Origin of the sequence: Collinsella aerofaciens, from assembly GCF_005845035.1 — a bacterium.
Taxonomy (GTDB): Bacteria; Actinomycetota; Coriobacteriia; order Coriobacteriales; family Coriobacteriaceae; genus Collinsella; species Collinsella aerofaciens_I.
In genome coordinates, this window is record NZ_SPFO01000018.1 from 20,915 (window position 1) to 43,945 (window position 23,031).

Annotated in this window: 14 protein-coding genes; 1 reads left to right on the top strand and 13 read right to left on the bottom strand. The window is 61.4% G+C overall.

From position 1 onward, the window contains the following. Positions 1-124: 124 nt before the first annotated feature. The 6 genes from FGQ67_RS08180 to purF all read right to left on the bottom strand — a co-directional run bounded on the left by FGQ67_RS08180 (position 125) and on the right by purF (position 6,217). Positions 125-568 (bottom strand): GatB/YqeY domain-containing protein, encoded by a 444-nt coding sequence (locus tag FGQ67_RS08180; RefSeq protein WP_138341245.1) that lies wholly within the window; start codon positions 566-568, stop codon positions 125-127. Positions 569-622: 54 nt separating this feature from the next. Further along, complete coding sequence (locus FGQ67_RS08185) at positions 623-1,843, bottom strand: peptidylprolyl isomerase (RefSeq protein ID WP_138341247.1); 1,221 nt, start codon at positions 1,841-1,843, stop codon at positions 623-625. Between the two features lie 135 nt (positions 1,844-1,978). Then, positions 1,979-2,443 carry a PTS sugar transporter subunit IIA gene (locus tag FGQ67_RS08190; protein WP_138341249.1) on the bottom strand — a complete coding sequence of 155 codons (465 nt, stop codon included), beginning with the start codon at positions 2,441-2,443 and terminating at the stop codon, positions 1,979-1,981. A 152-nt stretch (positions 2,444-2,595) separates the two neighbouring features. Continuing rightward, on the bottom strand, positions 2,596-3,297 hold the full coding sequence (gene purN / locus FGQ67_RS08195; protein ID WP_138341251.1) for a phosphoribosylglycinamide formyltransferase: 702 nt from the start codon (positions 3,295-3,297) through the stop codon (positions 2,596-2,598). Continuing rightward, positions 3,287-4,390 carry a phosphoribosylformylglycinamidine cyclo-ligase gene (gene purM, locus FGQ67_RS08200; protein ID WP_138341253.1) on the bottom strand — a complete coding sequence of 368 codons (1,104 nt, stop codon included), beginning with the start codon at positions 4,388-4,390 and terminating at the stop codon, positions 3,287-3,289. Before purM ends, purN begins: the two co-directional genes overlap by 11 nt. 156 nt (positions 4,391-4,546) lie before the next feature. Further along, positions 4,547-6,217 (bottom strand): amidophosphoribosyltransferase, encoded by a 1,671-nt coding sequence (gene purF, locus FGQ67_RS08205; RefSeq protein ID WP_138341255.1) that lies wholly within the window; start codon positions 6,215-6,217, stop codon positions 4,547-4,549. A 294-nt stretch (positions 6,218-6,511) separates the two neighbouring features. Here purF and FGQ67_RS08210 point away from each other — a divergent pair, with 294 nt between their 5' ends. Beyond that, a complete protein-coding gene (locus tag FGQ67_RS08210) occupies positions 6,512-7,741 on the top strand; it encodes a putative ABC transporter permease (protein WP_138341257.1) in 1,230 nt (409 codons plus the stop codon). A 92-nt stretch (positions 7,742-7,833) separates the two neighbouring features. On the opposite strand, the gene FGQ67_RS08215 is transcribed toward FGQ67_RS08210, so the two are convergent. The 7 genes from FGQ67_RS08215 to carB all read right to left on the bottom strand — a co-directional run bounded on the left by FGQ67_RS08215 (position 7,834) and on the right by carB (position 23,030). Next, positions 7,834-8,253, bottom strand: coding sequence for a molybdenum cofactor biosynthesis protein MoaE (locus tag FGQ67_RS08215; protein ID WP_138341259.1), 420 nt, complete (start codon positions 8,251-8,253; stop codon positions 7,834-7,836). 60 nt (positions 8,254-8,313) lie between these two features. Continuing rightward, a complete protein-coding gene (locus FGQ67_RS08220; RefSeq protein WP_138341261.1) occupies positions 8,314-9,312 on the bottom strand; it encodes a class B sortase in 999 nt (332 codons plus the stop codon). Between the two features lie 35 nt (positions 9,313-9,347). Next, complete coding sequence (gene purE, locus FGQ67_RS08225) at positions 9,348-9,812, bottom strand: 5-(carboxyamino)imidazole ribonucleotide mutase (protein WP_006235810.1); 465 nt, start codon at positions 9,810-9,812, stop codon at positions 9,348-9,350. Between the two features lie 273 nt (positions 9,813-10,085). Further along, positions 10,086-16,424, bottom strand: a complete 6,339-nt coding sequence (locus tag FGQ67_RS08230; protein ID WP_138341263.1) for a discoidin domain-containing protein — start codon at positions 16,422-16,424, stop codon at positions 10,086-10,088. A 595-nt stretch (positions 16,425-17,019) separates the two neighbouring features. Next, complete coding sequence (locus FGQ67_RS08235; protein ID WP_249934432.1) at positions 17,020-18,339, bottom strand: IS256 family transposase; 1,320 nt, start codon at positions 18,337-18,339, stop codon at positions 17,020-17,022. A 211-nt stretch (positions 18,340-18,550) separates the two neighbouring features. Beyond that, on the bottom strand, positions 18,551-19,021 hold the full coding sequence (gene tnpA / locus FGQ67_RS08240; protein ID WP_138341265.1) for an IS200/IS605 family transposase: 471 nt from the start codon (positions 19,019-19,021) through the stop codon (positions 18,551-18,553). A gap of 694 nt (positions 19,022-19,715) precedes the next feature. Next, on the bottom strand, positions 19,716-23,030 hold the full coding sequence (gene carB / locus FGQ67_RS08245; RefSeq protein ID WP_138341267.1) for a carbamoyl-phosphate synthase large subunit: 3,315 nt from the start codon (positions 23,028-23,030) through the stop codon (positions 19,716-19,718). Position 23,031 lies beyond the last annotated feature (1 nt).

Sequence of the window (23,031 nt, forward strand, 5' to 3'; positions counted from 1 at the left end):
ATTTAAGCCTGTCCCCAATGAGCGCCCAATGACCAGCCAGGGGAGGCGCCCTTCATCGGCCGACAAAAAAGGGCGCGACCGCAATGGTCACGCCCCTCAGCATCGGCTATGTGTCGGTCAGCCCTTAAGACAGCTTTGCTCCGACGATCTTTGCCGCGGCCGGCTTATCGAAGTTGCCGCCGGTGGCCTTGCCGAGTGCTCCCATGACCTGGCCCATCTGCTTCTTGGAAGTAGCGCCCAGCTCGGCGATAACCTGCTCGATCAGGGCCTCGAGCTCCTCGCCCGAAACCTGTGCGGGCAGCAGGCTCTCCAGAATCTTGACCTGCTCGGTCAGGTTGTCGGTACGCTCCTGGTCGGTGCCGGCCTTGATGGACATCTCCAACGTCTCGCTCGTCTGCTTGATCAGACGCTTGATCATGCTGTTGACGTCTTCCTCGGTCACATCGCGGCGCTCGTTAACCTCGATATTCTTCACCTCGGCCTTGACCTGGCGAATGATGGACAGGCGAACCTTGTCCTTGGCCTTCATGGCCGCGATCATTTCCTTCTGCAGCTCTTCGTTGGTCATCTGCAAATCCTCTCTGATAGCGTGGGCGGCACTCGCGCGAGCACCGCCCCATGATTACTCAGTCGTCGACGAATCGTCGGTCGAGCTCTTGGTGACGCCCTTCAGGCTCACGTTATAGGGTACGTCCTTGGGCATGGGGTTGACGGTAATGTCGGCGTCCTTCTTGTACTGCTCCAGCCACTCGCTGTATGCAGTGCTGGCCGCCTGCGTCTTCACCACATTAGAAACGTACTTCTTGATGTCCTTGGGTACCTGGTTGATGTCATCAACCTGATTATCGACATGGAAGTAGTCGGTGCACTTGATGATGTGGTAGCCATAGGTCGACTCGACGACTTCGCTCACGTCGCCCTTGTTGAGCCCCTCGAGCGCCGTCTGGTAGCTGTCGACGAAAGTGGTGAGCTTATCCCAGCCCACATCGCCCTTCTTCTCCTTGGAACCGGTGTCCTCGGAGTACTGCTCAACGGCGTCCTCAAAGCTCAGCTCACCGGAGTTGATCTTGTCCAGGCACTCCTGTGCCTTGGCCTTGGCGGCAGCCTTGTCCTCGTCGGAAGCGTCGGAATCAACCTTGATCAGGATGTTCGACGAGCGGCGGGCGTCGTTGTAGCTGGACAGGTTCTCGTTGATGTAATAGACAATCTCGCTGTCCTTGGGCTTGCTCGTGGGCGCGACGGCATCCTTGAGTTTCTGTTGCGCCAGACTCTCCTTGAGCGAGTCCTTGTAGGTGTCCTCGGTATAGCCGTAGGTCTTGAGGGTCTTCTTAAAGGCCTTGGCACCGCCTGCGCTCTTGCACGCGTCCTTCCAAGCCTTCTCGACCTCCTCGTCCGACACCGTCACGCCGTTCTCCTTCTGTGCCTGTTGAAGCAGAATCTGCTGCGTGTAGGAGTCGATGAGTTGCTTGCGGTACTTCTTGGGCGTGAGGTCGTTGTCAACCAGATACTGCGCCCAATCCTTATCCTTGGTGTAGCCGTAGGACGTGCGCATGCTCATGATCTGCTTGGTCACGGTGTCCTCGGTGAGGTTGGTGCCGTTGATAGTTGCAGCAACACCGCCGGTCAGCTTGTAGCCCGAGGTGTCCTCGGCCTGCGACATAAGGCCGGAGCACGCCATCGCCGAGACGGAAAGCAGCATCGCCAGCACGCCGATGACCACCAGGACGATCTTGACGGTCTTAGACACGTACGTCTTGCGCTGCTTCTTGCGAGAGCTGGAGGCAGCGCGGGCCTGCTGCTCGGGCGTCGGCGCGGCCTCGGAGTTCTTTTTCTTATTTGCCATAGTTGGCCTTTCGCATAACGAATCGAACAAACGCCATTGTGTCACAACGCGGACCCCGCGGCACACCTGGCACATGGGGGACAAGTTAATCTGCACCATTTTGGTGCAAAGGGGACAGCTCTGGCAGCCGGCACCTTAGAAGTGGCGGCGGATGGCGTCGACCATGCCCTGGGGCGTGATCTGGCCGAGCACGTCGGCTGCGTCATCGGCGTCCATAAAGATGTTCATGAGCGCCTGCAGGGCCTCGACCTGGCCGCCCGGCTCGGCAATACCCAAATTGATGACGATCTGCGCCGGCACCGGAGCGCCCATGCCAGCCATAGCGTTAAATGTCACGGGCGTGGCGGGCTTCACCACCGCGATATAGGGCTTGGCCACAAAACCCGGGTCGGTATGCGGAATGGCCATGTTTGCCGCCGGCATGGCAAGGCCCGTGGGATAGGCATCCTCGCGCGTGCGAACGGCGTCGAGCCAACCGGACGCAATGTAGCCGCGCGGGGCAAGCTCGCCCTCAAGCCGCGCGAATACCTCATCCGGCGTCGCACACTCCCAATCAAAAAACACCAGCTCAGGCGTAAACAGCGCTTCGTTATCCGCCATGCGCTCACCTCTCTCATCTAGTCACCTGCGACGTTCTTGAATGGCCAGTCGTTAAAGAACGTCCCCAATGACTACCTAAAACAAAAGGTGGCCACGCGCGCCTTGGCGCCAATGACCACCCTGACTACTCGGCTAAATTGTACTGTGCACCGCTAGCCGCGGGGTGCATCAATTGCGACCTTGCCGCTCTCCAGCACGTGGACACGGCCGTCGGCGAGCATCTGAACAACCTCGGGATACAGCACGTGCTCAATCGCGTGGATGTGCTCCTCGAGCGTGTCGACATCCCAACCTTCCTCGACAGCCAGCGCGCGCTGGGCGATGATGGGACCGTTGTCGTAGATCTCGTTGGCAAAATGCACGGTCACGCCAGTTACCTTGACGCCGCGCGCAAAGGCGTCGTCAATCGCATGCGCACCGGTAAAGCTCGGCAGCAGCGCCGGATGCAAGTTGACCACGCGGTTGGGAAACGCCGCCAGCAGCGGCGTGTGCACCATGCGCATGTAGCCGGCCATGACCACATACTCGCAGCCGCGCTCGAGAAGCTCGTGCGCGATGATCTCGTCGGCGGCAATAGGGTCGGCATAGACATCCTTGGACAGTGTGAGCGTCTGGATGCCCGCGCGCTCAGCGCGCTGCAAACCCTTAGCCGAAGGACGGCTCGACACCACAAGCTCAATCGAAGCGTTGAGCTTGCCGGCAGCGATCAGATCGATCAGCGCCTGCAGGTTGGTACCCGAACCGCTGATGAGCACACCGATCTTGAGCGGCTCGGCCGTATCGGTGCCAGTCGGACGGGTATAGGGCACAAAATCCAGGCCCTCGGCAGCAGTCATCTGCTCGTTAGCGCTCATCGGAGTACACGACCTTACCGGAACCCTCGACGCACTCGCCCACGCGGAACGGCTTCTCGCCCAGCGCGACCAGAGCCTCGGTCACCGCGGCCTCGTCCTCGGGGGCGACGATCAGGCACAGGCCAACGCCCATGTTGAAGGTCTTGCATGCCTCGTTGGGCGCGAGCTCGGCCTGGCGCGACACGTAGGTGATGACGGGCGGAACGTCCCAACCCATCTCGGCGCCGTTGCGGGTGACCACGGCGTCGACGTCGTCGGCAAGCGCGCGGTTGAGGTTCTCGGTAATACCGCCGCCAGTGATGTGGGCGATAGCGTGCACGTTGGCACCACCGCGGAGCAGCTCCAGAATCGGCTTGACGTAGATGCGCGTGGGAGCCAGCAGGGCGTCGGCCAGCGAAGCACCGCCGAGCTCCTCGAGCGGACGGCTCAGCTCCTCGGCCTTAGCGGCGGCCTCGGGCGTGCCCGGCTTAATGCCGTCGACGCCGATGACCTTGCGCACGAGCGAGTAGCCGTTGGAATGCACGCCGGTGGAGGGCAGGCCCAGAATCACGTCGCCGGGACAGACATTCGCGGGATCGAGCATCTTGGGACGGTCGACGACGCCCACGGTAAAGCCGGCAAGGTCGTAGTCGGCCGGAGCCATGACGCCCGGGTGCTCGGCCATCTCGCCGCCCACGAGCGCGCAGCCCGCGAGCTTGCAGCCATCGGCCACACCCTTGATGATCTTTGCCATGTGCTCGGCCTCAATGTGGCCGATGGCAACGTAGTCCAGGAAGAACAGCGGCTCGGCGCCCGAAGCCAGAATATCGTTGACGCACATGGCGACCAGGTCCTGGCCCACCGTCTCGTGACGGTCCATGATCTGAGCGAGCACGAGTTTGGTGCCCACGCCGTCGGTACCGCTGATCAGAATCGGGTCTTCCATATCCTTAAGCGCGGCGGCCGAGAACAGGCCACCGAAGCCGCCGATACCGCCGATGACCTCGGGGCGGTTGGTGTCCTTGACCATCTGCTTAATGGCGTCGACGGCGCGGCCGCCCTCGGCGGTATCGACGCCGGCATCCTCATACGTCACATGCTTGCTGTCGCTCATCTGAGCCTTCCTCTCCCACTACCGTCCGCCGCGCGGGCGCCAAACGGTGCTCATAGTTGCGTTCATTTCGGCGTGTGCCATAACAGCACACGCCGTCATATCAACAAAACAGCAGGTAAAACCTACCAAAATAAACCTGTCCCTACATTGCAGGTTTTAGGCCTCGCCGTGCTCCTCTTCCCAGCTGCGGTCGTCGTATTTCTCGACCACGGCGTCGTCGTCAACGTGCAGCGGTTTGTCCAGGTTGCGAGGCTTAAAGCCCTCCATGAACTTGTCGCGGCCAAAGCTCTCGGGAATCGCCACGGGGTAGCGGCCGGTAAAGCACGCATCGCAGTAACCGCCCTTGGGCATGACCTTAAGCAGGCCCTCGACCGAAAGGAAAGCCAGCGAATCGGCGCCAATGTACTCGCAAATCTCGTCGACCGTTTTGTTGGCGCTGATAAGCTGCGACTGCACGTCAGTATCGATACCGTAGAAGCACGGCCAGATGACCTCGGGCGAGTTGATGCGGATATGAATCTCCTTGGCGCCAGCGTTGCGCAGCATCTTGACGAGCTGCACCATGGTGGTGCCGCGCACGATGGAGTCGTCGATGACGACCAGGCGCTTGCCCTCGATGTTGTCGCGCAGCGGGTTAAGCTTCATGCGCACGCCCATGGCGCGCAACTCCTGCGTAGGCTCGATAAACGTACGGCCCACGTAACGGTTCTTGATGAGGCCCTCGCCAAAGGGAATGCCGCTCTCGTGCGAATAGCCCTCCGCAGGCGGCAGGCCGGAGTCGGGCACGCCGATGACCAGGTCGGCCTCGACGGGCTCTTCGTGTGCCAGCTGACGACCCATGTCGTAACGGCAGGCATAGACGCTCTTGCCGTTCATGATGGAGTCGGGGCGGGCAAAGTAGACCTGCTCAAAGATGCAGTTTGCGGGCTCTTCGGCTGCAGGCACGCCCTGCTCGGATACCAGACCCTCGGCGCTGATGCGCAAGATCTCGCCGGGACGGACGTCACGGACGTACTCGGCACCCACGATGTCGAGTGCGCAGGTCTCGGAAGCAACGACCCAGCCGCCGGCGCGCGTGACATGGACGGCGGAGTCGACCGTCGTGGCGCCGTCTTGCGAGGGCAGCTGCGAAACGGATGCGGCATCGGCCTGGTCCAGACCCTCGTCCACCAGCTTGCCCAGCACGAGCGGGCGAATGCCGTGCGGATCGCGGAATGCGTAGAGCGCCTGCTCGTTGATGAGCGTCATGGCGTAGCCGCCGCGCACAAGCTCCATGGTCTTGCGAATGCCCTCGCGCAGGTGGCCCGTACGATGGGTAAAGTAGCCGATAAGCTTGGTCGCGACCTCGGAATCCGAATTGGAGAGGAACGGCACGCCCAGCTCGATCAGCTGGCGGCGCAGCTCGTCGGTGTTGACCAGAGTGCCGTTGTGAGCAAGCGCGATAATGACGCTGTTGATGGTGGAGAGATGCGGCTGCGAGGCTTCCCAGCTCTTGGCACCGGCAGTGCCATAGCGCACGTGGCCCACGGCCAGCTGGCCGGAGAGCGTCGACAGGTCGGCGTTGGAGAACACGCGGTCGAGCAGGCCCAGATCCTTGCGGACCATAACCGTGCCGCCATCACCCACGGCGATTCCCGCCGATTCCTGGCCGCGATGCTGCAGCGCGCGCAGACCAAAGTACGTCAGTCGAGCCACATCGCGATCGGGTGCCCACACACCAAAAATGCCGCATTCCTCATGCAGCTGGTCGGAGTCCGGATCATAAGTCGACATGGTCTTCACCTGTCCCGCGGCACGCTCGGCCGCGCGGATGGTTTCTTGAGACATGGCATCCCCTCAGAGCCTCGTTATTTGGCGTTACCTGCCCTATTATACGCACGGCAAGACAAGCACTCCCGCGCATGAACAGCGCTTTTTAAAAGCCCACCGAGCTTATAATCCGTTTTGCAGCCAAACATTTTATTGGGCAACCGCCTCGGGGCCGACGATCCCGCATACTTCCGTTGCGACGCGTCTCGCCCGCCGTTGGGGCTTGCATTGTTGCAATTGGGACGTTCGTCCTGTCTTTTGGCAGGTCGGCGGCGTATCCTTGTACCTACAGCAAAACGAGAAAGGTTATGTATGGATCGAAACGAACTCGACCCCAGCGTCCCCAGCGCCACGGAGGTCAAGAAGATCCCACTCATCATTAAGGTATACGCCGTCCTATGCATCCTGTCCGGCGTGGGCACGCTCCCTTCGGTCGGCGCCTTTATGTGGCAGGTCATCACCGCGCTCATCAACGGCAACGCCGCCGCCAAGCTCGGCGACAACACGCTCGTCGCGGTCGGCCTTATCGTCGCCGGCATCATGCTCTCTGCGGCAAGCGCCGTCATCCTGATCATCTTTGGCCTGGACCTTATCAAAAACCAGCGCCGCAACGCCGCTCGCCTGTCCTACATCCTTATTGCATTCACCGTCGTCGAGCTTTTGGTTGACGTGATGCTCCAGGGCATCGGGCCCTTCTTGCTTCGCCCTGCCATCCAGCTCGGCATCCTCGTCGCGCTTTCGGCCACCGTCGACCCCACGCTGCGCCAGGAGCGCGAGCTGCAGCGCCGCCTGCAGGAGATGCTCGATCGCGACGCCGCAGCCGAGGGCATGCTCGGGCGCGATGAAACCGGCGAAGGCTACATCAAGCTCAACTACTTCAACCTGTTCTGGGTATTCTTTGTCTGCTGCATACTCGGCCTGATCGCCGAGGACATCTGGCACATGACGGTCGACGACCCGGGCGTCTTCCAGAACCGCGCCGGCATGCTGTTTGGCCCCTTCAGCCCCATCTACGGATTTGGCGCCGTACTCATGACCATGGTGCTCAACCGCTTCTACAAAAAGAACCCCATCATTATCTTTTTGGTGAGCGCGCTGCTCGGTGCAAGCTTTGAGGTGTTCGTGGGCTGGTTTATGCAGACCTCGTTTGGCGTGGTCTCGTGGAGCTACTCGCATATGAAGCTCTTTGGCATGCCCGATCCGCTCGCCGTCCTTACCGGCGGACGTACCTGCACGGGCTTCGCCTGCCTGTGGGGCCTGGGTGGCCTCATCTGGATCAAGCTGCTGCTGCCGAGGCTGCTCAAGCTCATCAACATGATTCCGTGGAAGAGTCGCTACTCGGCTACCGTCATCTTCACCATCATTATGCTGGTCGACGGCGTCATGACGCTGCAATCGCTCGATTATTGGTACCAGCGCGTCAACGGCACGGAGCCGGATATTCCCGTCGCGCAGTTCTACGGCAAGTATTTCGATAACGACTACATGGAGAACCGCTTCCAGAGCATGACCATGAGCCCCAAGGATGCGACGCGCGTGTAGCGTCCACCGCACCCAAAACGCAAAATGCCCCCCCCGGTATCACACGTACCGGCGGGCATTTTTATAAACGAGTCTTCTATCGACGCAAGCCTCTACGCCTCGTGCTCGACCTCACTCACGCATTCGTTCTTGATGGTGCCAACGAGCGCCTGCAGCGCATCGACCACGTGCGGGCGAATGTCCCCGCCGATGAGCACGAGCATGATGTCGTCGCCTACGGCAAGCTCACCGCTCGCCAGCCACACGCGCACATAGCCGATACCCGGCATCGCGCGCGTGGCCTCGATAGCAGCCTGCACCTTGCTGGCGTCGTAGCCAAACACCATGCCGCCCACCTTGTGGCCCGGCGCCACGCCATCGGTCTCGACACCGCGCGCCTCGGCCTTGGGCGTCGCGCGCACCACACCGTTATGTGTCAGATACATACCGCACGCAGGTGCCGACGAATCGGCCTTGGCCTCGCGCAGCCAAGCATCAATCGAAGGCATCGTTTTGCCGTTCTCAAGCATCATTTCTCCCTCTACTGTCAGCGAGTAGCCAATTTAGGACGGGTTTTGCTACCCCTGGATAATCTATTCCTCAACCGGCGTGAGCACCATGACGGCACGCGTGTTGCTCAGCGATAGCGAACGACAGGTCACAAGCGTTACGACCTTAGTTGCCGAGGCGGCGCGGTCGCCCGCATCGCTTGCCACTGCCGATGCCCCGTCGAGCATTTCGGACAGATAACTCGTCAGCCCATCGTCGCCCTCAAAATTGGTCGCGCGCGCCTTGGCATACGTGTCCTCGACAACTTTGGTCGCCAGTGGTCGCAGCTTATACGTCGCATCGCGCGTGATGTAGTACACATATTCAATGCTATCGAACGTCGCCTGATCAGTAGTGTCCGAAATCACGTTGAACATCGACCCGTCATTCATGTGGTGGCCGTAGATCGTGGTCTGCTGGTCAACCATTCCCGGCGCGGTGTCATCGCTATCCAAGAAAATGGCACCGGACGCGTTAGATGTACCGTCAAACAGCGTGTTGAGGTACTTGGAGTTGTTGTTGGTCTGCACCACGGGATAGTTGATGTTGGTGCCGGGCGCGTAAATCCAACCCACAACCTCGGGATTCGTCTGGACAAGTGCATCAAAGTCGATAATCGGCACGCCGCTGGCGTCCTTGTCGCTTATATATTGCTTCTCGATTTTCTGATACGAATCGCTCGCCTGCTTATAGCCAATCTGAGCATTAATAAAGATAGCGGCGGCAGCGACAATCAGACCGATGCCCACGATGATGAGCAGAATGGGAATAATGGAGCGGCGCTTTTTGCGCGGCGGCTCGGTGTAATCCGACGGCGCGGCATGCGATGAAGACCGGGGCGGTTTTTTAGCGGTGCTATAAGACGAAGGACGATATGCGGCCGGCGCGTCCTGTCGACGATGCGTCGCCGGTGTCACGGGACGCGGCACGCGCTGCTGCTGAGGAGAGGATGTCCGACCCTGCTGTGCCGCACGGGCAGCACCCGGCTTCGACGGATCGGGAATCTGAGAAGCCTTGAATCGTTTTCCCTGATAGTCGGACATGGCTCTCCTTATACTGCGGTGAAACGGCGGAACGCCTAGGCGTCGGCCATCTCCTGCTTCATCTTCTCGATAACCTTGCGGTACTCGGGGTCGCATGCGCCCAGAATCTGCGTGGCGTAAATGGCGGCGTTCTTGGCGCCATTGATGGCAACGCAGGCCACGGGCACACCCGAAGGCATCTGCACCATCGACAGCAGCGAATCCATGCCGCCCAGGTCACTCGTCTTCATAGGCACGCCGATGACCGGCAGCGGCGTAAAGGCAGCCACGACACCACCCAGGTGAGCGGCCTTGCCGGCGGCGGCGATAATCACTTTGATACCGCGATCGGCAGCAGTCGAGGCCCACTCGTGAACCTTCGCCGGCGTGCGGTGTGCACTCGCGATCACGAGCTCATAGGGCACGCCCAGTGCCTCGAGCTCGGCGGTGCAACCTTCCATAACGCCCAGATCGGACTTGGAGCCCATGATGATCCCGACAACCGGCTTTTGATCTGCCATAAACAAAGACCTCCTGTTGAGAACGGCGACGCGGCGGATCCGCGACCCTTAACTACTGAGAGTAGTATAGCTGCTCCCGTCCCTGCGGTCTTTGTGGCGGCGGCTGAGCCTTTCCCTCGGGAACTGGGCTTCGCGAAGTTTCCCGAGGGAAAGGCTCAGCCGCCACCCTGCGACCTACCGGGGATTGCCATGACGTACGTTGGCTGAAATAAAAAAGCGTGCCCACCGTCCTTGGGTGGGACGGCGGGCACGTTTGCTTAGTTGTCGCTGGGACTACTCAGCCTTATTGCGACGGTGGAAGAAGGCACCGATCGCAGCGATGATGGCTCCAAGGCCACCGACAGTCGCGACAGTTGCCGCCGTTTGATCGCCAGTAACGGGGATCGCCGAACCGTTCTTCTTGCCGCCCTGGGCCTTGTCGCCTGCGGGCTTGCCCGCCTGGCTGCCGCCGTTCGAGCCATTGCCGGAACCCTGGTTGCCCGAACCGCCCTGGTTGCCGGAGTCGGCATCCTTAAGGCCCTCGATGGCCAGCTTGAGCTGGTCATAAGCCGCCTGGAGCTGGGTGTCGGAAGCATTCTCATCACCCAAGACATCCTCGGCGTAGGTAATGGCATCCGTCAGGGCCTTGACGGACTCGGCCGTCTTTCCCTTGGTGTCAGTCTCCTTCGCCTGCTTGACCAGGGCCTTGAGCTGTTTCTTGGTCGGGTTCTCAACTGGGGTCACCGGGGTCTTCTCGAGCGCGTCACGGGCATCCTCGAGCGCCTTGAGTGCCTGGTCGACCTCGTCCTGCGTGGCGTTCTCGTCGCTCAGGATGGCGCGGGCGCTCGCCAAGGCGTTCTGGAACGCGGTCCAGGAAGCCTCGGTGTAGTCACTGGCCTTAAGGTCGCCGGCTGCAACCTCGGCATCAACCTTTTCAATCGCGGCAGTGAGGTCGTCCTTCGCCACCGGATCGGGAACGGCCGCACCGTAGAACTTGAGTTCCGCCATGCTGCAGTAGGCGTCAACGCTGCCACCGCCGGCGTGGAGCACCTTGACGGTCACGTAGCGACCGCGCGCGGCACCAAAGCTCATCTGCTTCCAGTCGCCACGGTCGGTGAGCACGCGGCCGTCGTTGTCGAAGGTAAACGTACCCATCGACGCGGCGGTGCCCATCTCATAACCGTCGGCGGTGTCGGAGACCAGCACCTCGGCCTCAAAGATATCGCCGTTCGTGCCGCCGTCCTGGCGCGGCAGGAACGTGACGTCGGTGAGATCGTAGTCGCGGCCCAGGTCGACGGTCAGGTGCTGGGGCATACCGGTCTTATAAGCATAGTCGCTGTGCCAGAGCGTCTGCTCATCGCCGTCAAGAGCGTTGACGGCGTTGCTGCCCTCATAGTCGGCCTCGCTCGAGAAGCCGGTCACCTTGACGTTCTCGCGGTTCTCGGGCGTGTTGATGAGCTTCTTCTCATCAACGGGGCGCATCTTGAGGCCGTCGATTGCCTTTTCGATCTTGGTCGTAGCGTCTGCGACATCCTTCTTGCTATAGCTGCCCTGGCCGCCGTCGAGAAGCTTCTGAGCCGCCTCGACCGCAGCGGTGAGAGCTGCATAAGAATCCTTGGTGTAGACGGACTCGCTGTAGCCCGCGGCCTTGGAAAGCGCCGCCATGAGCGCAGAGGTGTCGACACCAGCCTTGACCTCGACCTCATAGGATGCGGTCTTGGAGGGGTCGAGCACTGACGCCACCGTGATCGTTGCCTTGCCGGCCTTGTTGGCACGCAAGTAGTAGTTCACGCTATCGCCGGCCTGAACAGCGGAGACGCTCACCACAGAGGAGTCGGAGCTCTCGACCGTCACATAGGGGTAGCCGGCGCTCTCGGGCGTGGCCTTAGCGTCGACGAGCGTAACGTCGCCCTCAAAGAACTCGGTCTGGTTCTTGCCCAGCTCGATACCCTCGATGGCCTCGACACCCTGCGTGTAGTTGAAGTTGATCTCGCGCAGTGTGAGCATCTGGTCACCCGATGCCTCAAGCGGCGTGATCTCGACCTTAGTCGCCTTCTTGCCCTTGTTCTCGGCAGAGAGGCCAAAGGCGTAGCGAGCCTGGAAGGAATCGTACTCCCCACCCGCGAACTCCTGGGTCGAGCCATCCTCGAACGTCACGACGGCCTTGATCTTCTGCACGGTGCCGTTACCGCCGTCGCGGTTGACGACCTCAACGGCATCGAGCTTCGATGGTGTCTTAAAGGCAAATGTCATCGTGGTGGGAAGCTTCACGTAACTCGGAAGCTTGCCCTCGCTGTCCCAGTTGCCGCTCCAGTTCCACAGGAACTCAAAGCCGTTGTCGCCCTCATCGTTATCGAACAGCGCGTTATAGCTCTTCTGCTGAATAAGCTTCTCGACGTTGGAACCGTCGTCGGTCGTGAGCTCGTCGTTGGTCATCGTGATGTTGAAGGCATCCTGACCGTACTCGGCAACCGTGGGCTGCGGAACGTCCGGCATCGTCACGGTACCGTCACTCGTAAACTCGAGCGCATCGCACGCCGGACCGATGAGCCAAGACGTCGAGGGCAGTTCAACCTTGCCGGCCGTCTTGGCCTTGAGTTTGAAGCTCGCCACCGCGCCAGTGCCGTTGTAGAGCTTGCCGTCGCCGCGGTTGGCAAAGGCGAGGTTGATGGTCTGTGTGCCGTCCGCGAACTGGACCTTCTCGCGCGACAGGTTCTCCATGCCGGCGGTCGAACCATCCTGCGAGATGCTCTCGGACACAAACTCAAACTGGTCACTCTTAAAGTTGACGAGCGCGCCCAGGGCGTTGACGTTCTTGGCGTCGGCCGCATAGACATCGACGGTGATCTCATCGCCGGCATCGACCTCGGTCTTGCTCGGAATCACCGCGAGCTTGCCGGCGACCTTGCCTTTCTGCTTGGTGCCGCCATCAAGCCCCGCCATGGTAAACGAGTAGTCGTAGACATCATAGACCCCGTTGCCGTTGAGATCGGCAAAGTGGTCGCGAATCTGCGAGTCGAACGTCGAGGTATCGGGCTCGCGGTTCTCGAGACCCAGATAATTCTTCATGTTGGAAAAGTCGCCATCGGAGATCGTTGCCTTGTTGAGGTTGGAACCCACAGCAAAGCCGTCCGTACCATCGGCCTTGTAGATGGCGATCTCGGACGCGGAGAAGAAGTTACCAACCGAAGCGAGCGGCGTCATACGCACGTAGCGTGCGGCCACGGCGCCGTCGAACGTCACCGTTTTGCAGGCGGCGGAGCGCTCCCAATCGACCTCCTGGCTCGTCCAATGGACACCGTCGAGACTCGTCTCGATGCGCATCTTGGTCACAGTGCCGTTGCCGGCGTCGGTACGCGGATAGTACTCGAGCTTGTCGAGCTTGTAGGCGCGGCCGTAGTCGACGGTGAGCGCCTTGCCCAGGTCGTTGCCGCCGGAGTGGAAGCCGCCGTCGCTCGTCTGGAACTCATGGTCGAAGGCGAGATCGGCCTTATGGCTGCCGTAGATCGAGCCCTCCCAGGTGATCTTCTCGGCCTCGGGCACGTTCCGCCATGGGTCGAGGGCGGAGTTCGCCGCGAGCACATCGCTCCAACGGGAGTAGCCCTCGGCGTTGCGCGAACGGATCTGGTAGGTGTGCTTGCTATTGTAGGCAAGATCGGTATGCGTGAATTCCGCTGCATCGCCCACGGCGAACACGGTGCCATCGACCTTAAGGTCGTAGGAGGTAGCACCATCGACCTTTCCCCAGGTGAGCTTAATGCTCGTGGGAGTCGTGGCGTCCTCGGGGGCAGCAAGGTTCGCTGGTGCGGAGAGGTTCTCGTTGAGGCGGTCGGCCGCGAGCGTGGCGTCGGCGTTCACGAAACCGCCCAGCTCGAGCGTCTGCTCCGCTGCAGCGACATCGGTCTTCGCAAACTTGACGTAGACCTTGGGGTTCGTGGTGATCTTAGTGTCGTTGAAGCTCTCGCCCTTCTCGGCCTCGGTGCTGTCCGCATCGCTGCCGTAGTGGTTGAGGTTGGGGCTTTCGTTGTAGAAGTAGACCGCTTGGCCAGCCTCGGGGGTCGCGGCGTCGAAAGCCTCCTGTGAGTCGACCTCGGTCACGTTGAGCGCAGTGCCGCCATTCTTGGCGATGACGCTCGCAGGCTTGGCGGACACGTTGGCCACAAAGGTCGTGGTACGGTTGGAATCGTAACCACTATAGCTGCCCTGGGACGCCGCAGCGGTAAAGGTTGCGGTGCCGCCCGTAGCCTTGGAGCTAAAGACGGTACTCACATGGTCACCGTAAGAGATATTGTCGATCGTGCCGTAGGCATTGTCCTCAGTCGTTTTGTTCTCGATGGAGGAGCCGTCGTCCTCGTACTGCGTGAAGCTGCCCTCACCCTCGGTGGCGAAGAACTCGACGATACGCTGGCTGCGGTCAGTGCCCTTGGTGTTGGTCTCGGTCACAGCCTCGGGGTTGTTGTTCTCGGCATACATCGGCACGATGGAATTGGCCTTTACAAAGAGCGGCAGCTTCCAGAGCGGAGCATCGTAGTTGTTGAGGACCTGGCCGCCGCGGTACTGCTTACCCGAGAAGTAGTCGATCCAGATGGTGGGATTATCATCGGTGCCGTAGTTGGGAAGGTAGATGCCGTTGCGAACGTCATTGCCCTTGTCATCTGCCTGGGTATCCTGATACACCGGCGCAACCAGGAAATTCTCACCGAACATATACTGGTACTGCGTCGAAGTGCTCGCGGCGTACTCGGAGTTGTCGGAGAGCAGCATGGCGCGGATCATGGGCAGGCCGGTATCGCCGTTACCCGTATCGATGTTGGCCGCCGAAGCCGCACTCGTGTAGATATAGGGCATGAGCTGCGCTTTGAGCTTGAGGTAGAAGCGCGAGATGCCCGTGTAGGGATCGCCGTGCGTCATGGGCGACTTGCGGTAGGTGCCCCAACCGTCCATGTCGAGCATAGAGGGCGTGAACGTCTTCCACTGGTAGTCGCGTGCCGAGATGATGGGGTCGCCGCCAAAGATGCCGTCCATGTCGGAGCCGATGTTGGGGTTGCCCGAAAGACTCTGACCGATATACGTGGGGATATGGAAGCGGATGTACTCCCAGTTGCCGCCGTACTGGTCGCCGGTCCAGATGCCGCCAAAGCGCTGCGTGCCGGCCCAACCATCGAGCGTAATGATGTTGGGGCGCTTGTTGGCGCCGGTCGTCACCGTGTCATAAGCCGTCTTGATGCCGTTAAGACCAAAAGAGTAGCCAGAGCCAACCCAGGCGACGTCGGTCTTGAGGGTAGTGATGCCTCCCGTCTTGACCTCGGCGTCGAAGTCGCGAAGCAGGTGCCACGGAGTCTCGGAGTTGCTATCGGGCTCAAGGTTGGACTGGGTCCACAGGCCCGTGCTCACGCCCTTGGAGTTAGCGTACTCGGTGAACTTCTTAAGGTTGTCGACGTTGGCGCGCACGGCGTTGAGGCGCTCGGCAGAACTCGTTCCGTCGGAGTTGACGCCGCCGGTCTTGTAGTAACCGTTCTGGCCATAGCCGGCACCGTAGCCGTCGTTCGGCAGGAACCAGCCGAGCGGCATGTCGTTGTCCTCGTAGTCATCGATAACCTGCCGGGCAGAGAACTGGCGGTCGAAATCGGTCGCCTTCATGTTCTCGGTATCGACCGTAGGACCTTCACCGTTGAGCGTCTCGGACGCAAGCGTGCCGTCGAGCTTGTAGCCCGTCGCCATGCCAGACTCGTACTTAACGTCGCCCTTCTCGCTCGAGGACTTGCTGCCCTTGGTCTCCCACTTCTTCTGACCCGAAGTCGTTGACCAGCCATCACGGTTATAGGCATTCAGATGACCCAGGTAGAAACCGTATTCGGGCAGCAGCACCGGATTACCGGTTACCTTGTAGTAGTCCTGCAGCATCTCGGTTGCCACGTTCGAGGCGCCATCGTTGGTCGCCACGAAGTAGTAGGCATCGAACTCATTCTCGCTGTGCGAAGTCGTGACCGTCGATGCATCCGTAGAACCGAAGTCGTAGGAACCTTCTGCGAACGTGTTTCGGAGCACGCCGTAGCCGTCACTCGTCCAATAGAACGGGTTGGGCGAAGCAACGCCGCCATCGGTCCAGTTGTTGGTGTTGGAGATGGCGATGGTCTGGTTGGTGTGCAGGAAGCGGCCGTTCTGAGTACCGCCGCCAAAGAAGTTCTCGGACTTCGCCTTGGCGAGCGTCTGGACGGTGCCCTTCTTATCAAGGTCGAGGGACGCGGACTCGGAGACCACGACACGGTCGCCCGACTTGATGCTCATCTTGCCAGTCGCCTTGTCCAGAATCACGGTCGCCTTTCCACCGGCGATCTCGATAGTGTCACCCTTGTCGACAACCGTCGCGCTCGGCTTGCTGTAGGTATCCGAGGTGTCGGGCTGGGCCTGAATCTTAGCCGTGTGGGACTTGCTACGCGGCGTGGCATACTCAGAGAACTCGCCTTTGGGGTCGACATTGTAACGGAAAATGCCGTCCTCTAGAAATGTGATACGGCCCTTGATGCCGTCGGCGAAATCGATGTCGACGACGTTCGAGGCGGACTGAGACACGGTCGCCGAATCGACGCCCTTAAGCGGCGTGGCAATCGCCTGCTGGGGGCTAGCGAACACGAGAGTCGCCGCTGTTGCGACGAGGACCGCGCTTCCCTTCACCCACCGTTTCGTAAAAATGGAATTCCTACGCACCTGGACTCCTTCCCTCCGACATGCGGAAGTGTCGCGGACGCGCGCCCCGCAGCATGGGCGAACGCATCAACGGGGGGGTGTTCGGTACATTCCGTACAATTGGCCCACCCGTTACCAAGGGGTCAACTGGTAGTAACCAGATAGCCACCTATAAGGTTGAATCAGCATACATGAGCAGTTGCGCAAATTAAGTTTGGAATTCTCCCAGCGGTATAAAAATGAACGTAGATGGCGAAGTGGGTCTAACCAACCATACCAATTGGTTCTCCAGCCAGATACCACTTAAGCATAGTTTTACTTGTTTAACTGGTATTACATAACCAATACCTTTCCTCGGAAAACGGGCTTCGCGAATTATCCTGAGGGAAAGTCGTATCAGCCACCCCGCGACCCACCGGGAATTACCATGACGTACTTTGGCTGTTTTTGGTTGGAATGGAAGGTTGACGGAGGGTGGTGGGGTCGCGCGCGCAGACGTGGTGTAAGAGTGTCCTGAGGTCCGTCGCTGCAAGTCCCGATGTTACTCCTTCTTGAGGCCGCGCTTCTCGACTATCTCGTCCACTATCTCCCTGGCGCGCCGCCCGAGCGCGCGGCGCCTCCCCTCTGTCGGGGCCGGCCTGTCCGCGGGCTCGGCGAAGCCCTCGGCGGCCGAGGCCTCGGAGAACACGCGCTGCTGGGACCACTGCCCCTCGGTCTCCATGAGGCTCGCGCACGTCAGGCGCAGCATCGACTCCCTCGAGGGGAAGGACTGCACGACCCTGTAGCGGCGCTTGATCTCGCGGTTGGCGCGCTCCTGGACGTTGTTGGTGCGGAGCTTGGCCCAGTGCGCCCTGGGGAAGGCCGTGAACGCCAGCGCGGAGTCCTCGGCCTGCTCGAAGACCTCGCCGGCCCTGGCGGACACCGACGCCACCCAGGGCGCCGCCTCGGCCCACACGCGGCGCGCGAGGTCGGGGTCGTCCTGGTAGACCGCGGCGTGCACGAGGTCCCTGACGGCCGCCTTGGAGTCCTCGGGCCTGCCCGAGCAGGCGCTCTGGAGGTTGCGCTGCAGGTGCGTCACGCAGCGCTGCCAGGCGCAGCCCTGGAACAGGCGCGAGACGGCGGCCACGAGCCCGGCGTGGCTGTCGGAGACCACGAGGCGGACGCCGGCCAGCCCGCGCTCGCGCAGCCCGCCGAGGAATGCCGCCCAGGAGTCCTCGCTCTCGGTGTCGACCACGTCGCAGCCCAGGAAGTGCTTGCGCCCGTCGGCGCCCAGCCCGATCGCGGTCACGACGCCCTGCGAGACGACCGACGAGCCGACCCTGCAGCTCATGTAGGTGGCGTCGAGCCACAGGTAGCGGCACGGCGTGCCCGACAGGTCGCGGCTGCGGAACTCCGCCACCTCGGCGTCGAGGTCGGAGCAGAGGCTCGAGACCTCCGAGCTCGACAGCGAGGATATGCCCAGCTTGGACGCCACGCGCTCGACCTTGCGGGTGGACACGCCGCACACGTACATCTCCTGCACGATGGCGGCCACCGAGGTGTCGACGCGCGACCATCGCGCGAGCATGCCCTCGGGGTAGTAGGTGCCGTGCCTGAGCTTGGGTATCTCGAGCTCCACGTCACCCACGGCGGTCTTGAGCGACCTGGGGCGGTAGCCGTTGCGGCTGTTCTCCCTGCCGTCGCTGCGCTCGTTGCGGCTCGCGCCGCACATCTGCTGGGCCTCGGAGTCCATCAGCGCGTTCATCACGCCGCCCAGCACCCTGCACGCGAACTCGCGCGCGTCGCCGCACTCCTGCCAAAGCCTCGCCGCCTCGAGGGCCTCGTCGCGGCCGAGGCGCAGTACACTCTCTTCTTGGGGCATCGCCTTTCCTTCCATTCGTCACCTTCATTACTCCAACGACGAATTCTAGGCGGTGTCCCCTCCCTTTCAAGAAATCAAAACCACCCCTAAAAGGGGTGGTTTGCTCTTAGGGTATAACCCTTGGATTTCCGGCACGCGTCTAAAGGCGCCGGCCCTCACGGGGTTCGGGCCGCACTGCAGATTGACCCGTGGCGGGCCGGTCAAACCGGCGCTATTTACGCCCCGGCCCCCTGCCGAAGGGGTCCTCGTACTCCTTGACGCTCAGCCGGTCGAGCGCGATGTCGGCCTTCTCCTGCTCCCGGATGTACTTCGCGATCGTGGCCTCGTTCAGGCCGACCGTGGACACGCAGTGGCCCTCGGCCCAGAACTTCCTGTTGCCGAACTTGTACTTCATGTTCGCGTGCCTGTCGAATACCATCAGCGAGCTCTTCCCCTTCAGGTAGCCCATCACGCTCGATACGCTGTACTTCGGCGGTATCGCCAGCAGCATGTGGACGTGGTCAGGCATCAGGTGCCCCTCGATGATCTCTATCCCCTTGTACTGGCAGAGCTTCCTGAAGATCTCCCCAAGGTCGGACCTTATTTGGTTGTAGATGACTTTGCGCCTATACTTCGGCGTGAACACGACGTGGTACTTGCACATCCACTTCGTGTGCGACAGGCTGTAGGCCTTCTGGGCCATACGCCACCACCGCCCTCTCGACTCGGATTCCTTGCGGCCTGAACAATCGCAAGTGTCCGGCGAGGGGGCGGCTTTGTAAAGCCGTTTGGCCCCACCCGCATAGCGGGTGGTTTCTGATGCGGCGCGCTGCGCGCCCCGCACAGGCTAAAGCCTCTAAGGGAAGAGGCGGGGCATGCCCCGCCTCTTACACCACATCTCTGCGCGCTACCGGTGGTGGACAGTTAGTTCAGATACGTATTATTTGGCCGTGCCAATTGGCATTAATGGATTGGTTTGGAGCCACTTTGGACCCAATAATGGGCTATTCTCGCCCTTGAGCGAGCGCCTCTGTCGGCCCAGAAGGCCAAAAACGGCTCATTTGACCCCAAATCGACCTTCGTCAGCCTTTAAAAAAATACGTATCTGAACTAACTGTCCAGGGACATGTCTCCCCCATAGCAAAAAGTCTCTTGGCGAATGAAAATTCGCCAAGAGACCCCATACAAAACGTGGGCTCTGTCGTTCGAATGAACGACAGAGCCCACGCTCACTTTTTATTCAGCCCTAGTCATCGCGCAAAGCCCCTTCGGCAGCACACGGTGCAGCCGAGTCACCGCAGACCGGGGCGGGAGGCGGACCTTTCTCTCGGAAAACTTCGCGAAGCCCAGTTTCCGAGAGAAAGCGTCCGATCCCGCCCCGGGCGACGGGATGAGTCTTACACCGTGTACTGCGGCAGGTCCTGCAGGGCGATGACGTCCATGCCCATGTCGTTGGCGCTGCCGTGACCCTGCTCGTCCTCGCGCACGGCCTCGATGGCACTCACGTATGTGTTGGCCGCGGACATCGCCGTCACGCAGGTCACGCCGCGACGCACCGCCTCGGTACGTAACAGATAGCCGTCGCCACGCGAACCCGGGCCGTACGGCGTGTTAATGATCACCGCAATCTTGCCATCGGCGATGAGGTCGCCGATGTTGGGGCACTCGCCGTCGTGCGGGCCGCTGATCTTCTCCACGACTTCGCACGTCACGTTGCCTCCGCGCAGCACGCGCGCCGTACCCTCGGTGGAGCAGATATCAAAGCCCAGGTAGCGCAGGATGCGGGCGACCGAAAGGATGTGACGCTTGTCGCGGTCGCACACGCTGATGAACACCTTGCCAGCGCTCGGGTCGGGCAGCTTGTAGTCGATCGCCAGCTGCGTCTTGGCATATGCCTCGGGATAGCTCTTGGCGATACCCATGACCTCGCCCGTCGACTTCATCTCGGGCCCCAGAATAACGTCGGCGCCCGGGAAACGGCCCCAGGGCATAACGGCTTCCTTCATGCAGAACCAGTCCAGCTGACGCTCGTCGCTCGGCAGGCCCAAGCTCGCGATGGAATCGCCCGCCATGATGCGCGCCGCGCACTTGGCCAGCGGCACGCCGGTGGCCTTGGAGATAAACGGCACGGTACGGCTGGCACGCGGGTTGGCCTCGATCACGTAGACGGTCTCGCCCTTGATGGCATACTGCACGTTAACCAGGCCGCGGACTCCCAGCGCCATCGCGATGCGGCGCGTAGTCTCGCGAAGCTTTGCCTGCAGGCTCTCGCTAAAGCTGAACGGCGGAATGCAGGTCGCAGAGTCGCCGGAGTGAATACCGGCCTCCTCGATATGCTCCAGAATGCCGCCGATGTAGACCTCTTCGCCATCGCACAGGGCGTCAACATCGGACTCAATCGCACCCTCCAAGAAGCGGTCCAGATACACCGGGTAGTCGGGGCTAATGCGCGCAGCCTCGGCCATGTAATCGCGCAGATGCTCGGCATCGTAGGCGATCATCATGCCGCGGCCGCCCAACACGTAGCTCGGACGCACCAGCAGCGGGTAGCCGATGTGCGCGGCAACGGCCTCGGCCTCCTCAAACGAGGTGGCCTGGCCCGCCGGCGGGTACATGATGCCCAGCTTGTCGAGCAGAGCGGCGAAGCGCTCGCGGTCCTCGGCAAAGTCGATGGCATCGGGCTTGGTGCCCATAATGTTCACGCCGCTCTCCTCGAGCATGCGCGCCAGCTTAAGCGGGGTCTGGCCGCCAAGCGTCACCACGACGCCATCGGGGCGCTCAACGTCGATAACATCCATGACGTCCTCGTAGGTGAGCGGCTCAAAGTACAGGCGGTCGGACGTGTCATAGTCGGTCGAGACGGTCTCGGGATTGCAGTTGACCATGATGGTCTCGAAGCCGCGGGCCGCCAGCGCGTAGCTCGCGTGCACGCAGCAGTAATCGAACTCGATACCCTGGCCAATGCGGTTGGGGCCGGCGCCCAGAATCATCGCCTTGGGCTTGTCCGCCGGCGTGGTCTCGTCGGGAGCCACGCACTTCTTGGCATCCGGGCTCGTGCGGTAGATGTTCTCGTACGTCTTGTAATGGTACTCCGTGGCGCTCGAGAACTCCGCAGCGCAGGTATCGACCGTCTTCATGCTGGGAACCACGCCCAGACCCTTGCGATAGGCGCGCACAAAGCGCTCGTCCGAGCCGGTCAGCGCGGCGATCTCGGCGTCGCTCGTGCCGTACTGCTTAAGCAGGCGCATCGCGTCGGCGTCGATATCCTCCACACGCAGGCCACGGATGCTCTCCTGGACCTGCACCATATCGTTGATACGGTTGAGGTACCACGGATCGATACCGCAGATGGCATGGATGCGAGCGATGTCCCAGCCACGGCGCAGGGCCTCGACCACAAAGAAGATGCGATGCTCGGTCGGGGTTGCCACGGCCTGAGCAAGCTCGTCGTCGCTCAGCTTATCGGCACCCTCTTTGCCACCGGCGCAAATGCCCTGGTGGCCATCCTCCAGCGAGCGCATAGCCTTGCCAAAGGCCTCCTCGAAGGTGCGGCCAATCGCCATAATCTCGCCCACGGCCTTCATGCGCGTGGTGAGCGTGGGGTCGGTACCCTTGAACTTCTCGAAGGCAAAGCGCGGCACCTTAACGACGCAGTAGTCGATCGTGGGCTCAAAGCAGGCGGGCGTGGCCTTGGTGATGTCGTTGACGATCTCGTCGAGCGTATAGCCCACAGCCAGGCGCGCGGCGGCCTTAGCGATGGGGAAACCCGTGGCCTTGGAGGCCAGCGCGGACGAGCGGCTCACGCGCGGATTCATCTCGATGACGATCAAGCGACCGGTGTTGGGGTTCACGGCAAACTGCACGTTGGAGCCACCGGTCTCGACGCCGATCTTCTCCAGAATGGCGAGCGAGGCCACGCGCATGCGCTGATACTCAAGGTCGGAGAGCGTCTGCGCCGGCGCCACGGTGATGGAGTCGCCGGTGTGTACGCCCATGGGGTCGAGATTCTCGATGGAGCACACGATAATGCCGTTGCCGGCGTGGTCGCGCATGACCTCCATCTCATACTCTTTCCAACCCTCGATGGACTCCTCGACCAGCACCTCGTGGGCGGGCGAGAGTTCCAGGCCCTGGCTCACGATGGAGACGAGCTCCTCGTGGGTGTGAGCGATGCCGCCGCCGGCGCCGCCGAGGGTAAAGCTCGGGCGCAGTACGCAGGGATAGCCCACGCGCTCGGCGATGGCCTCGGCGTCGGCCACGCTGTAGGCATAGCCCGAGCGCGCAACCTCCAGGCCGATCTCGGCCATGGCCTCGTTAAAGAGCTTGCGATCCTCACCGCGCTCAATGGCGGCAAGGTCGCAGCCGATCATCTCGACGCCATACTTGTCGAGCGTACCGTCCTTTGCCAGCTCAACGGCGGCGTTCAGGCCGGTCTGGCCGCCCAGCGTGGGCAGCAGCGCGTCCGGGCGCTCTTTCTTGATTACGCGCTCGATAAACTCGGCGGTGATGGGCTCGACATAGGTGCGATCGGCAAGACCCGGGTCGGTCATGATGGTCGCCGGGTTGGAGTTGACCAGGATGACCTCAAAGCCATCCTCCTTGAGCACCTTGCAGGCCTGGGCGCCAGAGTAGTCGAACTCACAGGCCTGGCCAATGACGATGGGGCCCGAACCAATAACGAGGATACGCTTGATGTCAGTACGTTTCGGCATG

What these genes read in the sequence shown, in the direction of transcription:
- FGQ67_RS08180 (WP_138341245.1), bottom strand. Translation starts at nt 568, where the DNA reads ATGACCAACGAAGAGCTGCAGAAGGAAATGATCGCGGCCATGAAGGCC.
- FGQ67_RS08185 (WP_138341247.1), bottom strand. Translation starts at nt 1,843, where the DNA reads ATGGCAAATAAGAAAAAGAACTCCGAGGCCGCGCCGACGCCCGAGCAG.
- FGQ67_RS08190 (WP_138341249.1), bottom strand. Translation starts at nt 2,443, where the DNA reads ATGGCGGATAACGAAGCGCTGTTTACGCCTGAGCTGGTGTTTTTTGAT.
- purN (WP_138341251.1), bottom strand. Translation starts at nt 3,297, where the DNA reads ATGAGCGCTAACGAGCAGATGACTGCTGCCGAGGGCCTGGATTTTGTG.
- purM (WP_138341253.1), bottom strand. Translation starts at nt 4,390, where the DNA reads ATGAGCGACAGCAAGCATGTGACGTATGAGGATGCCGGCGTCGATACC.
- purF (WP_138341255.1), bottom strand. Translation starts at nt 6,217, where the DNA reads ATGTCTCAAGAAACCATCCGCGCGGCCGAGCGTGCCGCGGGACAGGTG.
- FGQ67_RS08210 (WP_138341257.1), top strand. Translation starts at nt 6,512, where the DNA reads ATGGATCGAAACGAACTCGACCCCAGCGTCCCCAGCGCCACGGAGGTC.
- FGQ67_RS08215 (WP_138341259.1), bottom strand. Translation starts at nt 8,253, where the DNA reads ATGATGCTTGAGAACGGCAAAACGATGCCTTCGATTGATGCTTGGCTG.
- FGQ67_RS08220 (WP_138341261.1), bottom strand. Translation starts at nt 9,312, where the DNA reads ATGTCCGACTATCAGGGAAAACGATTCAAGGCTTCTCAGATTCCCGAT.
- purE (WP_006235810.1), bottom strand. Translation starts at nt 9,812, where the DNA reads ATGGCAGATCAAAAGCCGGTTGTCGGGATCATCATGGGCTCCAAGTCC.
- FGQ67_RS08235 (WP_249934432.1), bottom strand. Translation starts at nt 18,339, where the DNA reads ATGCCCCAAGAAGAGAGTGTACTGCGCCTCGGCCGCGACGAGGCCCTC.
- tnpA (WP_138341265.1), bottom strand. Translation starts at nt 19,021, where the DNA reads ATGGCCCAGAAGGCCTACAGCCTGTCGCACACGAAGTGGATGTGCAAG.
- carB (WP_138341267.1), bottom strand. Translation starts at nt 23,030, where the DNA reads ATGCCGAAACGTACTGACATCAAGCGTATCCTCGTTATTGGTTCGGGC.